This window comes from Paenibacillus sp. 1_12, assembly GCF_900114475.1.
Taxonomy (GTDB): Bacteria; Bacillota; Bacilli; order Paenibacillales; family NBRC-103111; genus Paenibacillus_S.
Genome location: NZ_FOTE01000016.1, coordinates 1 through 15,364, shown reverse-complemented (window position 1 = coordinate 15,364; position 15,364 = coordinate 1). Strand labels below are relative to the sequence as shown.

The following is a 15,364-nucleotide window of genomic DNA, read 5'->3' as shown; positions in this document are numbered from 1 at the left end:
AGGGAAGGCCTGCTATGAGTCGAATATGGATCGTTTGCTTGATCGGTGGGGTGTTGACCCTGATGTTATCGGGCTGTTGGAACCGCCGTGAACTGAATACACTTGCTATTGAGCTAGGTACAGCCATCGATAAAGAAGGTGACCAATACCGCGTCTCTGTTCAAGTTGTTGATCCAAGCGAGGTGGCGGCCTCAAAAACATCTTCCTCTGGCAGATCCCCTGTTAATCTATATCAAGCAACCGCGCCTACTGTATATCAGGCACTTCGTAAAATAACGGATACGAGTCCTAGATTGATATACGGCTCTCACATTCGTGTGCTTATTCTGAGTGAGGAGCTTGCTCGCGAAGGGATTGGTAAAGTACTGGACCTGCTCTCTCGTGATCCAGAGATGCGTACCGACTTCTATGTGCTTATCGCTAAGAACACGAATGCAGATAACGTACTTCGTGTACTAACCCCCATGGAGAAGATTCCGAGTATGAACCTATTCTCTTCCCTGGAAACATCATCCAAAATGTGGGCGCCTACGACGACCTTCACTCTTGATGAGCTCATTAGCCAACTTGTTACAGAAGCTAGCAATCCTGTTTTAACAGGGGTCATGATTAAGGGTAACTCTGATAAAGGTGGAAGAAAAGAAAATATCGAAGAAATCGATCCGAGTGTTAAACTTACATTTTCTGGATTGGCCTTATTCAAAAAAGATCGGCTTGTGGGTTGGCTAAATGAGCCTCAGAGCAAGGGCTATAATTATATCATGGACAAAATGAAAAGCACGGCTAGTCTCCTCCATTGTCCCGACGGCGGCAATATTGTCATTGAAACGGTACGCTCCCACACGAAGGTGAAAAGCCGCATCGAGAACGGAGAGCCCGTGATAGATATCCACATGAAGAGCCAAGCGAACATAGCCGAAGTGGCTTGTGAATTAGATTTAAAAGATCCCTCCACCTACTTCATGCTGCAAGATAAATTGGAAAAAAAGTTTGTTGAGCAGATGAAAGAATGCGTACATGTGATGCAAACCAAATTTAAAACCGACGTTTTTGGTTTCGGTCATACGATTTACCAGTATCAACCCCAATACTGGAAAAAATTATCTTCAAAATGGGATGAAGAATTTTCCCATGTGAAAGTGAATTACAAGTCGGAGGTTCGTCTCTGGAATAACGGATCAACATCAGATTCCTTCATTAAAGATATTATGCGTTAAGAGGGAAGTGGCAGTATGATTGGCAGTCTTGTCGTTGTAGCATTGGCCATTGTTATTGGTGTAATAAAAGTGCCATCGTTACTCAAAAAGGGATGGTATAAAGAAGCAATCGTCAATGTATCACTCCTTGTTGCTGGAGCTGCCATATGTATCTTGCCCATGCTTTTGATCAGCTTGTCCGATCCTTTGATCTATTTGAAGGTCATTTACAAACCAGTATCTGACTGGTTTTTCAATACATTTACAGCCAAATAGGTGATGATATGTTTACCAATGGAAAAATTAGCGTTCAACAAATGGCTATTTTGGTCATTTTCTCCGTCATCGGAGATTCTATTCTCATTCTTCCATCCATCACCGCCACAGCCGCCAAGCAGGATGGGTGGATATGTGCACTGCTTGGACTTTCCATAGGTTTACTGATTATGTCTCTCTTTTTTTACGTAAGTACGCTTTATCCCGATTTAACTGTCATTCAATATGCAAGACTCTTGCTGGGCAGTTGGGTGGGCACATTCGTTTCCATCATTTTGCTTATTCACTATCTTCTTAATACATCAGCGATGATTAGAGAAATCGGTGATTTCATGACAACGCAGTTATTACCGAATACGCCACTCAAGGCTGTCATTCTCCTATTGATCTTGATTCTGATTTGGGGTGTTCATAATGGAATTGAAACGATTGGCAGAGCAGCTGAAATTGTTTTTCCATGGTTCGTCTTGTCATTTGTGCTGTTAATTGTTTTTCTTGTTCCAAAATTTCATTCTATAAACTTAATGCCTGTTCTTGCAGAAGGCATCAAACCTGTCATTAATGGTACGCTTTATGTGGCTATGTATCCGTATGCTGAATTATGCTTCTTTCTCATGGTTCTACCAAGTGTTAAGCGCAGCTCGCATATGCGTAGAGACTGGCTTATCGCTTCTGTATTGGGGGGAGTCGCAATCCTGACGATTGTACTCGCCTGTCTATTAGTTCTGGGAGATTACTTAACCTCTCATCAAATGTATCCAGCTTACGCACTCGCCAAGAAAATCAGCATTGGCCATTTTTTAGAGCGTATTGAGGCTATTCAAGCTGTCATATGGATGTTATCCGGATTTTTCAAATCAGTGCTTTATAGTTATTCGTTTTCCTTGGGGACGGCTCAATTGTTTAAGCTTAAGGACCAACATGTCGTGACATGGCCCATGCTCTTTTTGTTATTCGGAATCTCCTACGAAATTGCCCCCAATATTGCATATTACAATCAAACCTTACTTAAGTATTGGCCTTTCTGGGATCTAACGATTGCAGTTATCATCCCGGTAGTGCTTATCTTAGTACATAAATTACGTAACAAAAGTAGTGAAAAGCTAACGATCACTTAGTCTCATCAAGCATACTAACGATGGCCGTGACAGCTGATCCTATTCATATGATCGACATCGAAACACTTGTAAACAAAATATCGATTACGGTTGCATTCGACTAAAATCCCAGCTTTATAACGATCACGATTAAGAGGTTATTCAAAATGAGCAAAATAATAGTAAAAAGCCAACCGACGATATGACCCGGTTGGCCTTTTTTGATGGTTGGAGGACTCTGATTCCTAGAAATCCAAAATATCCGCAAGCACAAATAAGTTAAACATTTGAATATGCACAGAAGGGTAGAACAATGGATAACAATAAATAGCCAAATGCAATGCAGAAAAACACTACTTTATCTAATGCTATCGATAATTCATGCTTTTCTTGTTTGGTATATAGGTTATAAGACAAAATGGATGCTGCCACGATTAAAAAGACTGAAACTAATGATGTTATAGTAAGAACATCCAGGAGTCCGAATGTGCCTCCATTGGGCGGAACGTAAGAACTTACAACATAGGCGTTGGCAACTACGCCAAAGAATGAAGCACCGCCTAGGCCGGTTCTTGCGTCGATAAGGTTGGATTTGGTCCATAACACAATTAAACCCAAGGCAACAGATAACAAGTACGGCATAAATATTTTTAAATAAAAGCCCCAGTCGGTTCTATTAATTGAAATGGCTATCGCATATTGAGAGAATACCCGGTTTAAACCGTTTGCGTTGGGAGAACTGAAAGTGGATTTGTACTCGTGCGGTTTAACCACTTCTTGAAAATTAGTGACACGATAACCGGGAATGTTGACTCTGGAGCTAATGGCTGAATTTTTATCCACAACATAGTTGATCACAGCGCCGTCATTTTTTTTATCTTCAATATAAATATTAAGCATATGATCTTCAAGTGAGAAACGCTTTGTATCGTAAACCTTATCCATGGTAACAGTAATTTTATAGCGTTGGTAATTCCTGCCGTCATCTAAATGATGCTCACTTGAAAGCTCCTTTGAATCCATTCTACCGCCTATAACTTGGAACGTCTCGCCTGGATTAAGATCTTTGTTGCCTTCCCATGCGAACCATATGTAGAGATCAGCAGAAAATGACGAATCAGCAATGGTAGCATTACGTATGTTTTCCACGTAAGAGCCAAGCTTTACCTCATTAAACCCAGATTTTTGTGGAGGATATTTAGTCTCAACCCGAGTGGCGTCCATACGGTTTTTGTGATTGATAGACGATTGTTCCCGAGCATTTGACATAAACAAGCCGAAATAAATTGTTAGTACTATGTATACACCCAGAATAAGCATAGCACATACGAAAAGCCCTTTTTTCTGTTTCGTTGTGAGTTTCATTAGTATTTGTTGCACTGTCCACAACCTTCTTTTGAATGATTATTTTTGAATAGCTTTTTGTTTGATTTTCGAACCTAACCTTGCATTTATGCAATCTCGGGCGTATCTACTCTGATAACATACCCATCCTTCCCAAGTTCAGACTATACCCCATAGCTTCAATAGGCTGATTGCTCCTCTTAATTCGAAGCTGCTCATTCGATTAATTCATATATTTTATCATTGAATATGTCAAAGCAGAAGTGAATTTGCCAGTTCATATTGTTAATTATTTGTAAATATTCTCAAATTTCCCCTCTAGACAAATAGAGCCAGTCATACCCAAAGGTATGAACCGGCTCAAGAACATTTTGCATTCATTGTGATAGCGATTTAATCTGATTTCGCAATTCATTATCTGACAATCTTAATTGTTCAATCTCCTGCTTCATATATACATTAAAAAGTTCCTTACTGATCGTACGTCCATCCATTAAAATTTCCAAGCCTTCCAATTGCAGATAATATTTGGTGCCTGCCGGATAGAGCACACGTCCCATGGCGGAGGACATTCCGATATAATTTTGCAATCGTTTTGCTTGCTCCGGATTCGTTGCGTAAAGATCAAACAGTCTGACATATAAATCAGGATGGAAGTTGGCCATAATTCCACTATAACCTGATGCACCTTGCTCTAAGGAACTTAATAGTGTTGCCGATTCTGCATTAAAGATTTGCAGCTGTGAGCCTTTCACAGCCTCCAGCTTGGCTTTCATATGCGCTGGAACACCTTCAGTATCCTTCAGGAAATAAAATCGGTTCGTATCCGCACACCATTTCAGTAATTCGGGTGTTAAGGAGCGTTTGTATGGAACCGGGCATTCGTAAAGTCCAAACTTAATATGTGGCACGTTAGTCAGGATGGTTTCGACATTTTGTTTAAAAACCTCTTCAGATTCATAGGCGGTAGCCAAACGATTCACATTTAATACGAAGGCATCCACACCCGTAGCCGATATTTGTTTGATTTCCTCGATTTGGTCCTCTATCGAATAAGAAATATGGCCTGATGCGACAACCGGTACTCTACTACCTGCTTGTTCCTTCACAAACCTCGCTAGCTGCACACGTTCGGCTAACGAGAGATGATACATTTCGCTGGATAGGCACACAGCAAACAATCCATGTACGCCTTTCGCTATATACCATTCGATCAACCGCTCCAACCCATCGTAATCTATTTGTTTGGTTGCCTTGAATGGAGTAACCATTGTCGGCCATACACCTTTAGTGATATTCATAGTTAGTTCCTCTCTTATTAAGGTAATTTTACACCACGGGCACTGACATAGAGCTGATACCATTCTTCCCGTGTCATCAGTTCTGCTTGACGTTCGGCATCACGGCAGGCAAGAATCCTCTGCAAGTTAGTTGTACCGATGACAGGCTGGATTCGAGATGGATGCCTCATGAGCCAGCCAAGTACAATCGCCTCCTGTGACGTTTCCTTCTGCTGTGCTAGCTTTGCCACTAACGCTGCGGTTTGACGAACAGCTTCCGACGCTCCGTCTACAGGCTGCCCGGAAAATATACCCTTGGCCAGCGGACTCCAGGCTTGAACCTGAATGTGCTCTGTATGGCAATGCTCCAACAATCCATCAGTGAAATTGACGCTGGTTCCAGCTTCCTGATTGATGTGAACCCCCTGATCAAGGAAGTGCAGATGCCCAAGGCTTATTTCGAGTTGATTGATGATGAACGGTTGTGAAGAAGCCTGCTGTAGGAAACGAATTTGCCCTTCGCTCATGTTGGATACACCAAATCGTTTAACTTTACCTGACGTATACAAGAATTCGATCACTTCGGCGACTTCGTCTGGATCCATCAACGGATCTGGACGGTGCAGCAGCAGTATATCCAAGGTCTCGATTCCGAGACGCTTCAAAATTCCATCAACGGAATTCTGAATATATTGTTTTGAAAAATCATAACGTCCCGGAACATCACCGTCCGCGAAGCGAATGCCGCATTTGGACTGAATAATCATGTTATCCCGTAAGGAAGGACGAGCTTTCAGCATTTGCCCGAATACGAGCTCAGCCTTGCCACTCCGATAAATGTCTGCATGGTCAAACATGCTAATGCCTGCTTCTAAAGCGGCCTCGGTTACTTGTTCAGCTTGATGTACATGTTCATTGGTGATAGGCCCATTAGTCCAATCCCCGCCCAATCCCATACATCCAAATACGAGTCTGCTCGTGTTCAATCCCCAATGTGCTAACGGTTGCGGCTTCATAAATTCCTCCTGCTGCTGATATATAATCGATACGAAACTCCAGCATCGAATTACGAGTTGGCTGTCACTTTATTTACTATATTGCTTTCATACACGTCTAATAATTGCTTAATAATAACAGGATCAGTAAGCGGTGGTGTTGGCAATTTAGGCAAGCCAGGAATTCCTTCGTGCTCCATAATCACTTTAATACCAGGAATCACGCCAACATCTGGACGATCCAGCATTTCATAAACGTTGTTTGCCTGTATTTGCAGCTTTTGTGCTTTTTCCAGATTACCTGCCTTGTATTCATCCCACATAACGCGCATATGTCCGCAGGTCACACTTTGCAGCGCACCTATCGCTCCATCGGCACCTAACAGCGCTCCTGCTTGAACCATTGTATCGACACCGGTCAGCAGATTCAGCTCCGGCATATATTTTCTGATGCGCTCCAAGTAGTAGAAGTTGCTGTCCGTATATTTAATACCGGCAAAATTCCTGACCTGTGACATCGTTTCCACAAGCTTCAGCGCAGTTGCACGTTTTCCTGTCTCATTATCAATAATCTCCTGATTCCAGTAAATATAAAAAGGAAGATCGGAAGCTTCAGCGAGGTTTTTAAAATACAACACATTTTCCTGCAGCGTAGCTGAGTTGGATAAAGGTACCGAAGACACAGCAAATGCTCCTGCTTCTGTTGCATGGCGGGTTAAATCCAGGGCTTCTTCTTCATTGGAATAGCCGACATGTACAATAACCGGTATCCTTCCGTTATTGATACCAAGCACGATCTCTGTCCACTCTTTTCTCTCAGCTACCGACATCAGCCTGCCTTCGCCTGTGTAACCCAGCATGTATAGGCCATCTGCGCGTTCCTCTACATACTTTTCCAACAGCTTTTCAGCTGAATTCTTTACCAAATTGCCATACTTGTCGAAGGGTGTCACCAGTGCGGGAATAATCCCTGTTATTGTTGCTGCCATTATATTTTTCCTCCCATTTCTATCATTATTGTATGGTTTACTAGCCTTTAATAGCTCCACTCGTCAATCCTGCTATAAAGAAACGATTCAAGAACAAATATACGACCAGCATAGGGATGATCGACATGGTCGTTCCAGCCAGCATCAAATTCCACGAGCTTACCGTTTCTCCTCGACTCTTAAGTGCAACGACACCGACCACAAGTGGCGAATTATTCGGGTTGCCAATTGTGAATACCATAGGAAGCAAATAATCGTTCCATGCATTCATGAAGGATAATAGGCCAATCGTTGCAATCAAAGGCTTGATCAGAGGAAATATCATATTCCAAAATATTCTGAAAAAACTGCATCCGTCCATCTTGGCTGCTTCATCAATTTCCGGAGAAATCGTATCGATATATTTGCGGGCAATGTACAGCTGAGTAATGTTAAAGCCCAATATGTTAATAATGATAACTCCCCACAGCGAAGTGTTGAGATGGAATAATTTGGCAACGATCAGCTGTGGATACAGATACAGGGTACCTGCAGAAATGAACATCGTAGATACGAGAATGACAAAAATCAAATTTTTACCGGGAAATTTCCCTCTGGAAAACACATATCCACCCATGGTCGAAGTTACAATAGTGCCCACTACAATGAAAAATGTCATATAAATACTATTCCACGTATACAAATCGAAATGTCCCAGCTTCCAAGCATCGACATAGTTTTTAACACTGAAGCTGGTTGGAAGCAAACTGCCCGAGGACATCACCTCCAGGTTGGTCTTGAAGGATGAGAGCATCGTATACAAAATAGGAAATAACGTCAGAACAAAGAGTATACTTAGCCCCGTATACAGTATCGTGGAAGAGATGGCCTTATGGTTATTCATGTGAAGCAATTGCACCTCCTCGGTTCCTAATAAACGGTTTAATCATTTTTGGTCAGCTTATAATATAATCCGGTTATCACAGCAAGCACCATGGCCGTAATGACTGAAAGCGAAGACGCATAACCGAACTGATTCATCGAATCGGATACTCCGTAGGAGAAGAAGTATTTGAATACATAGGTCATGACCACTTCCGTCTGTCCCCCAGGCTGTCCGTTCGTAAGTACGAGTACCAAGTCGGCCATCTTCATACTTCCAATGATCGCCAGCATCAATAAGACTTTCATGATAGGCGCCAGCATCGGCAGCGTAATATAGATGAACTTTTGCCACCGGGTTACCCCATCGATTTCAGCACATTCATACAATTCGTTAGGTATCGTCTGCATACCCATTAGAAAAAACACCATATTAATTCCGAAATTGTGCCAAACACTGGCAATGACAATGATGGTGTTAGCAAGTGCCTTCGTACCAAACCATTCAATCGAGGTGTCCATGAGTCCAGTTTTGATAAACACCTGGTTCACGATACCTTGGTAAGGCTCGAACATGAGGAAGAAAATCAGACCGATGACCGCTGTACTAATAATCGTCGGCATAAAGAAAGCGGTACGAAACATCGAATTGATTCGCGTCCCTTTATTAAGCAGCACCGCCAGGAACAAGGCCAACGGAAATTCAATCGCTAGTTTGGCAAAAACTATTATGAATGTATTTAGCAGCGCCTCCCAATATTTGGGATCTCGTGTAAAAGCTCTTATAAAATTATCTATTCCGATGAATTTGGCCGTCGTTATGCCATCATAATCATAAAATGCCCATTTCATCAGCCATAGCATGGGATAAATTGTAAAGAATGCAAACCCGATCAGCATCGGCAGCAGCATCAGATAAGCTTGAAACGAATCTTTACCGAGCATCCTGCCCACGATGGAATGCTCATCCTTTTGGCGGTATTTCAGTGTTGCGGTCTTCATAAGCTGCTCCTTTCCTGCCAAACATCTGTCATGGTTTCAATCTGGTGTCCCAAGCTCCGTCCTTGAATGGACCGAGATCAAAACCTTCCTTGATCGCCCGCGTCAAAGCGTCGTTGTATCGTTTGTCAAGACCTTCCAGTTCTTTACCGATATCCGTTACGGAGCCTGATAAAATCTTGCCAATCGTATTCTGATACGTATCACCCTCCAGCTTGATCGCTCCATCCGGTGGTGTTTTGGTAAAATAGGAGGTGCTTAAATCAGAAAACTCCTTCCAACCCTTCTTATCAGGTGTTTTTGCTCCTTCGATTGCTTTGGCATTTGCCATAAAATCTACGCCTTCTTCGTGCATATCCCTTTGGAACTTCTTGCTGTGTACATATTCATAAACAATAAAGCTTTTTTCCGGATTTTTTTTGGCAGCTGCTCCAAAGACCAGATAATCGCCGATTTGGGCATATTCTTTATAGCGCTTAGCTGTGTCCAACACCGGTACATGCGCAACGCCCCAATCATCCTTTGGCTTTAAGGCGTCAGTTAAGTTAGTGACTTCCCAGCTCGCGCCCATCATCATACCAATTCGTCCCTCAGCAAACTGAGCTCGCAAATTATCAATCGCCATCCCCTCAGCTCCTGGAAAAATGCTCTTATCCTGCTTCATCTGAACAATCTTTTCCAGAATCGGTTTGAAATCGATAAATCGGTATTGACCCTTCTGGAAGTCGTATCCCATATGTCCAACCGATGGAGCGAACATCACGGCATTCGACCATTTGCCGCCCATCGCGCCTACATCCTTGAGATGTGTACCAAAGCCATATTCCTTACCTTCACCTGCAGCTGTAATTTTTTTCGCAGCCGAAACAACCTCATCCCAGGTTTGCGGAACTTCTTTGATACCCGCTTTTTCAAATAACCGCTTGTTATATAGCATTTTGGTCGTAATCACTACGAATGGAACCGAATAGGTTTTCCCTTTGTACGTGTTATATTCCGGAATAATCATATCTTTATAGTCCTTTAGAAACTCAGGAGCTTTGGCAAAATCCTCAAGCGGAAGCATCCAGCCTGCATTGATGAACGGGTCCTTAACCGTTCCCACGAACTTATACAGCTCAGGTCCCTGATCTGCGGCCAACGCAACCTTCAGGGCATCCGCATAATCATTACCCATCGCGCGAAACTCCAGGTTGATTCCCTGCTCTTTGCCAATCGTAGCGTTAAATTCATCCATTTTGCGTTTCATAAATTCGCTCTTATCGTTGTGCCACAAGCGTATCGTCACTACTTTGTTATCCGGTGTGCCAGTAACACCCGATGCTCCTGTAGTTTTCTCTGGAGTGGAGCTGCAGCCTGCCAGCAACGTCGTACCCATGGCTGTCATTAATACCATGCCTGTCCATTTGCCCATGTTCAAGCCCATTCTAACACCGCCCTATTCTATTTATAGATAATCCAGCCTTGTGTAAGCGCTTAGACAATAAGCTGTGATTACACTATTGATCATAATGGAATGATGCTCTAAAGTCAGTGCATTAACTTATGATAAAGACTCTAATATCTTAAGGACTACTCTAATTACTTATGCTCATTCCGGTATTGCTGGGGTTGGAGTCCCGTATATTTCTTAAATGCCGTACTAAAGTAATTGTGGTTATCGTAGCCGAGCCCTTCTGCGATTTCCCATATTTTCATTTTGGTTGTTTTTAATAAACGTCCTGCTTCCTCCATCCTGACCTGGTTCAAATACTCATTGATTGTCTCACCCGTTTCTCTTTTGAAAACCGAACAAATATAAGTAACCGACATAAAAACCTCATCAGCGATTTCCGATAGACTCAAGTTTTGCGTATACTGCCTTTTAATAATAGCTTTGATTTTGTTCACAAGATCCAGATGCTTCTGGTTATACTTGTGTGTGTAATAATTGGCTGCCTCAACAAAAATTGAGGTCATGAGCAGCTTCATTTCCTGGATATGTTCTGCCTTTAATATATTAAACAGAACCAGATTGCGGTTAGGAAGAATTCGCTCCAAATCCTCGCCCATTTCATATACTTTTCGGTAGGTTCCACTGATTAATTCCATGCAAAAGCCTCGGATAGACTCCACATCGGAGTTCAGAAACCCATTAAAAATCGTATCAAGCAGCTGTAAACCGCCATTCGTATCACCGAGCATCATAAAGCCGATTAATCGGTTCTCCGCTTCGAACAAGTTCGTATAATCCATGGAATCCAGCTCACGATTGGCATGCCACGGATTGGTAATGTCTTCAATGCGAATGATGGAGCGCAGGCCCGTATAAAATTTATGCTGCACAGCATGAACCGCATTTTTATAAGAACCGTACACGCGGTCAATGCTTCCCACCTGATTGCCGGTTCCAATAGAGACGGAGATTTTCAAATATTTAAATAAGGACTGGATAATTTCCTCACAGATTTGGATATGTTTATCGTCGTGCTGCGACTTTTCATTGAAGATTAGCACAAACTCGTTCTCATTCAAGCAATGAACGATACCAGCATCATAATTCCGAAAGATCTCGTCTGTAATATTTTGAATGGAAAAACTCATTAGCTGTTTCTCTGCTTCTTTCTTGTTTTCTATTTGCTTCAAATAGTTGTCCATTTGCATAACGGCAACCATCAAGCAGTTATCGGCTTGCAGCGGTAATTGAAAGTAATCCAGCTTATCTCGGATCTCCTGTCCATTAAAGGTAATGCCTAACAGCAAATCCCTTAAAAACTTTTCTTTCATGAGTCTGGAATTTCCATTCAACTGCTGCTTGAGCTGTTCAATCTTGTGGTGCATGTTACGTTCCATATCGATATTGCTTACAACCTTCGTGATCACCTCACGAATATCATTGATCTTGATCGGTTTGAGAATATAGCCTTCAGCGTTAATTTCCAATGCGGTTTTGGCATAATTAAAATCCTGGATGCCGCTTATAATGATAATTTTGGTTCTGCTGCCTGCTTCCTTCAAATTCATAGCCACTTCCAAGCCATCCATAAAAGGCATCTTGATATCCGTAAACAAAATATCGGGAGCTAATTCACTGCACAGATCAAAAGCTTGCTGTCCATGCTCGGCTTCTCCTACAATCGTAATTCCGTATTCCTCCCAGGGAATAACCTCCCTCAAGGTTTCTCTTACAATAAAATCATCATCAGCTAATACCATCCTCAACATGGTAACCCTCCATTGTCCATAAAATTGGAATTTCTACTACCGACGTTAAACCGCCGTCCTCATTGATATAAAAACGCACACCATATTTCATCCCAAATAGTCGTTTAATCCGCTCGTTTACATTTCTCGTACCAAACGATTTGGACGTATGGCTTTCAAAGTCCAGCATTTCATGCATCTCTTCCACATTAGCGCCTGCACCGTTATCGGAAATACTGATTTGCAGCTTCTCCCCCTGCTTGACGACGCTTAAACGTATCCAGCCCTCACCATCCACCTTTTGAATACCATGTATAATTGAATTTTCAACCAGTGGTTGTAAAATTAATTTAACTGTCAGACATTGCAGAATATCATTGGGAAAGTCCAAAGTATAGTTCAGCTTGCCGCCAAAACGCATTTTTTGAATTTCCAGATAGCTCTCCACATGCTTTTTTTCATCATTAAGCGTGATAATGCTCTTCCCTTTGCTAAGACCATACCTAAAAAAGTTGGATAACGAACTAACCATATCACTAATATTAGGAACATTGTATCTCATTGCATATAAATTAATTGAATCCAAGGCATTGTACAAAAAGTGCGGATTAATCTGCGCCTGTAAGGCCTTCAGCTCCGCGTCCTTAGCTTGTAATTCCGCTTCCTTCTTACTCACCTCGCTCACATACAATCTTTCGACCAGATCTTTGATCTTCTCCATCATCTGCTTGTATTGTTCAAACAAAATACCGAACTCATCCTTCTTGCGATATCTTAGTTTAATATCAAAATTACCGTGCTCAATGGTAGACATCGATTTTACCAAGGCCAGTATGGGCTTGGATATATTGCCTGAAAGGACCAACGCCGTAAGTAAGGCAAATAACATACAGATCACAATGACGAAAACCATGATTTGGTTCAGTTTTTTTTGTTCAATATTAACTTCATTCAATGGTGTTAAGGAAAGAATTGTCCACTTCAGCGGTACGATATAATTAGTTGAGATGAGCATCGGTTTACCATCTATGTGATCCATATGAGATTGTTCAGCTTGGTCATGCATGTCTTTTACCAGCTTTCGGATCACTTCCGAATCCTTAACCGAGTGGGGGCCGTGAGAGGATACATCACTGCTAAGAAGCACATCTCCATCAGCATTAAGCAATGATATTGAGCTTCCAGGTGTAATTTTATAATTTTTTAACAGGTCAACGAAAAAGTTTGCGTCGATATCAGTAGTCAACAGCGCTGCATACGGTGCCATATCAGCAGCTCTTAGCGCTACTAATTTCTTGGCTATCTTCATCGTTTGAATCTTTTTCCCAAACATCGTGATGTGATCGATCCCAACAATCGTCAACTGATTCGGAAGCTGCGAATACCATTTTTGATTCTCTACAGCGCTGATGTCAAAAACCTTATCTGTAATATTTACGTCTTTATACTGAGGTCGGTTTACTACAAATAATTTGGGATAGAGCGCTGTCTTCGTCAATGCCGAAAAATCTGACAAATAATAGCTATCCAATATTCGGTCCAGTTTCACAATCTCATCAATAATACCATCCGCATTGTCCGGCTGAGGTGAGCTTATAATATGCTGCAGCTCAGGGTTAAGCGCCATCAATACGGAAAAATCATTGATCGAATCCAGCTTTTGCAGCAGAATGGACTCCACGGAGCTTAAGTTTTTGACAATCGATAAATTGATCTTATCTGTGATGATTTCAGAAGATCGGGTATAAAAAATAATCGAAATAATTGTTGTTGGCAAAAGAATAGAGATCAGGAAATAAATGATCAATTTGTTTTTAATGCTTAAATGTATCCCTCTCATGGCATCGACTCCCCGTTAAATTACTCAAACCGGACCTTGCTGTGATACGATAATAACCTACCGACCTTTTAATAATCCCATACTGCTTTTTGGACGGTGCAGTATACGCTGTCCAACTAATGCTCATATTTTATCCCGAAGAGCGTCTGCATGGCAAATTATTTATCCAGGCTCTATAAGAGTTGGGCTAATACTGTAAAGGCGTTAATTATGATGTAGGGACGTTCACTCGAGGCCAACAATCATCGTCTCTCGATGTATTCGATCCGGCTATTGTGCAGCGCGAAATGGAAATCATCAAACATGATTTGCATTGCAATAGTGAATGTATTAGTTAATAATGCAGGGATTCAACAACGCTTTAATGTGTTTAAAGCCGATGCGAAAAACAATTGGAGTTATTTTTGTAAAGAAATCACAACCAACATTGAAGCACCTTTCCATCTCTCTATGCTGTTCGCTCCATATTTTGCAACAAAAGAAGAGGCTGCTATCATTAACGTGATATCCGGGTTAGCTTTTACACCGTTTGTGATTGCTCCGATATATTCAGCAACAAAAGCGGCGATTCATTCATTTACAATGAGTCTAAGACATCAACTGTCTGAAACGTCTGTAGAAGTAATTGAAGTTGCTCCTCCAGCAGTGAATACAGATTTAGGTGGAGCGGGGTTGCATGTGCATGGAGAACCACTAGATGCCTTCGCAGATGGAATTTACAAAGGACTAGAAGAGGGTAAAAAGGAAATTGGATATGGTACTTCCGTGGATCGCTTACGCATGTCGCGGGATGATGTTGACAAGCACGTAGAAAATATGTACATGGCAATGAAAAGTGCAATGGAATGACCATAACTGCGAATAAGGTGCTAACAAGGTGTACCGTGTTTTGAATTTGTTATTGGCATATATAAAAAAACAAAACTCGCCGCAATAATGGTGAGTTTTCTTATTATAGTTCTCCCTTATTTAACTAAGCTCCCTTAGTTCAATAAAAAGAGTCTGTAAAATAGTTTGTGTAAACTCCTAAACCTATTAAAATGGAAGTATAGGAAAGGTTGGGGAGAACACATGGGATTATGGACAAAGCAGCAGCTCCGCGAATTTATCAAGGAAAATAAGTTGGTAACAGCTCAAGATGCCCAAAACGCATTAAAGAATCTATTTGCCGAGACGATTCAAGAGATGCTGGAAGCGGAAATGGATACGCATTTAGGCTACCAAAAGCATGAAGTAGAGAACAAAACAACATCAAACAGCCGTAATGGAAAGAGTAAGAAGAGAGTAACCAGTGAGTACGGAGA

Annotated in this window: 13 protein-coding genes and 1 pseudogene; 5 read left to right on the top strand and 9 right to left on the bottom strand. The window is 41.7% G+C overall.

Annotation, left to right across the window (positions count from 1 at the left end):
* Positions 1-14 precede the first annotated feature (14 nt).
* From BM210_RS25970 to BM210_RS25960, 3 genes are read left to right on the top strand one after another with little or no spacing between them, the layout of a single operon-like run.
* On the top strand, positions 15-1,217 hold the full coding sequence (locus BM210_RS25970) for a Ger(x)C family spore germination protein (protein ID WP_091175058.1): 1,203 nt from the start codon (positions 15-17) through the stop codon (positions 1,215-1,217).
* 15 nt (positions 1,218-1,232) lie between these two features.
* Positions 1,233-1,472, top strand: coding sequence for a hypothetical protein (locus BM210_RS25965; RefSeq protein WP_091175056.1), 240 nt, complete (start codon positions 1,233-1,235; stop codon positions 1,470-1,472).
* A gap of 8 nt (positions 1,473-1,480) precedes the next feature.
* Positions 1,481-2,590 (top strand): GerAB/ArcD/ProY family transporter, encoded by a 1,110-nt coding sequence (locus tag BM210_RS25960; protein ID WP_091175055.1) that lies wholly within the window; start codon positions 1,481-1,483, stop codon positions 2,588-2,590.
* A 258-nt stretch (positions 2,591-2,848) separates the two neighbouring features.
* On the opposite strand, the gene BM210_RS25955 is transcribed toward BM210_RS25960, so the two are convergent.
* The 9 genes from BM210_RS25955 to BM210_RS25915 all read right to left on the bottom strand — a co-directional run bounded on the left by BM210_RS25955 (position 2,849) and on the right by BM210_RS25915 (position 14,060).
* Complete coding sequence (locus BM210_RS25955; RefSeq protein ID WP_091175054.1) at positions 2,849-3,949, bottom strand: hypothetical protein; 1,101 nt, start codon at positions 3,947-3,949, stop codon at positions 2,849-2,851.
* Positions 3,950-4,290: 341 nt separating this feature from the next.
* Entirely contained in the window at positions 4,291-5,214 is a 924-nt protein-coding gene (locus tag BM210_RS25950; protein ID WP_256224040.1) for a dihydrodipicolinate synthase family protein, read from the bottom strand.
* Positions 5,215-5,231: 17 nt separating this feature from the next.
* Positions 5,232-6,209, bottom strand: a complete 978-nt coding sequence (locus tag BM210_RS25945; RefSeq protein ID WP_091175050.1) for an aldo/keto reductase — start codon at positions 6,207-6,209, stop codon at positions 5,232-5,234.
* A 50-nt stretch (positions 6,210-6,259) separates the two neighbouring features.
* Positions 6,260-7,177 carry a dihydrodipicolinate synthase family protein gene (locus tag BM210_RS25940; RefSeq protein WP_091175048.1) on the bottom strand — a complete coding sequence of 306 codons (918 nt, stop codon included), beginning with the start codon at positions 7,175-7,177 and terminating at the stop codon, positions 6,260-6,262.
* 40 nt (positions 7,178-7,217) lie between these two features.
* Complete coding sequence (locus tag BM210_RS25935; protein ID WP_091175046.1) at positions 7,218-8,060, bottom strand: carbohydrate ABC transporter permease; 843 nt, start codon at positions 8,058-8,060, stop codon at positions 7,218-7,220.
* A 38-nt stretch (positions 8,061-8,098) separates the two neighbouring features.
* A complete protein-coding gene (locus BM210_RS25930; RefSeq protein WP_218184972.1) occupies positions 8,099-9,040 on the bottom strand; it encodes a carbohydrate ABC transporter permease in 942 nt (313 codons plus the stop codon).
* A 28-nt stretch (positions 9,041-9,068) separates the two neighbouring features.
* Entirely contained in the window at positions 9,069-10,463 is a 1,395-nt protein-coding gene (locus BM210_RS25925) for an ABC transporter substrate-binding protein (RefSeq protein ID WP_091175045.1), read from the bottom strand.
* 155 nt (positions 10,464-10,618) lie between these two features.
* A complete protein-coding gene (locus BM210_RS25920; protein WP_091175043.1) occupies positions 10,619-12,241 on the bottom strand; it encodes a response regulator in 1,623 nt (540 codons plus the stop codon).
* On the bottom strand, positions 12,219-14,060 hold the full coding sequence (locus tag BM210_RS25915; RefSeq protein WP_091175041.1) for a sensor histidine kinase: 1,842 nt from the start codon (positions 14,058-14,060) through the stop codon (positions 12,219-12,221). Before BM210_RS25915 ends, BM210_RS25920 begins: the two co-directional genes overlap by 23 nt.
* Before the next feature lie 321 nt (positions 14,061-14,381).
* On the opposite strand from BM210_RS25915, the pseudogene BM210_RS25910 reads away from it, so the two are divergent.
* A pseudogene (locus tag BM210_RS25910) lies at positions 14,382-14,909 on the top strand (SDR family NAD(P)-dependent oxidoreductase); the annotation flags it as partial.
* A 222-nt stretch (positions 14,910-15,131) separates the two neighbouring features.
* The coding region (locus BM210_RS25905) for a transposase (protein WP_177238000.1) at positions 15,132-15,364 on the top strand (233 nt) is incomplete at its 3' end.

What these genes read in the sequence shown, in the direction of transcription:
- BM210_RS25970 (WP_091175058.1), top strand. Translation starts at nt 15, where the DNA reads ATGAGTCGAATATGGATCGTTTGCTTGATCGGTGGGGTGTTGACCCTG.
- BM210_RS25965 (WP_091175056.1), top strand. Translation starts at nt 1,233, where the DNA reads ATGATTGGCAGTCTTGTCGTTGTAGCATTGGCCATTGTTATTGGTGTA.
- BM210_RS25960 (WP_091175055.1), top strand. Translation starts at nt 1,481, where the DNA reads ATGTTTACCAATGGAAAAATTAGCGTTCAACAAATGGCTATTTTGGTC.
- BM210_RS25950 (WP_256224040.1), bottom strand. Translation starts at nt 5,214, where the DNA reads ATGAATATCACTAAAGGTGTATGGCCGACAATGGTTACTCCATTCAAG.
- BM210_RS25945 (WP_091175050.1), bottom strand. Translation starts at nt 6,209, where the DNA reads ATGAAGCCGCAACCGTTAGCACATTGGGGATTGAACACGAGCAGACTC.
- BM210_RS25940 (WP_091175048.1), bottom strand. Translation starts at nt 7,177, where the DNA reads ATGGCAGCAACAATAACAGGGATTATTCCCGCACTGGTGACACCCTTC.
- BM210_RS25935 (WP_091175046.1), bottom strand. Translation starts at nt 8,060, where the DNA reads ATGAATAACCATAAGGCCATCTCTTCCACGATACTGTATACGGGGCTA.
- BM210_RS25930 (WP_218184972.1), bottom strand. Translation starts at nt 9,040, where the DNA reads ATGAAGACCGCAACACTGAAATACCGCCAAAAGGATGAGCATTCCATC.
- BM210_RS25925 (WP_091175045.1), bottom strand. Translation starts at nt 10,463, where the DNA reads ATGGGCTTGAACATGGGCAAATGGACAGGCATGGTATTAATGACAGCC.
- BM210_RS25920 (WP_091175043.1), bottom strand. Translation starts at nt 12,241, where the DNA reads ATGTTGAGGATGGTATTAGCTGATGATGATTTTATTGTAAGAGAAACC.
- BM210_RS25915 (WP_091175041.1), bottom strand. Translation starts at nt 14,060, where the DNA reads ATGAGAGGGATACATTTAAGCATTAAAAACAAATTGATCATTTATTTC.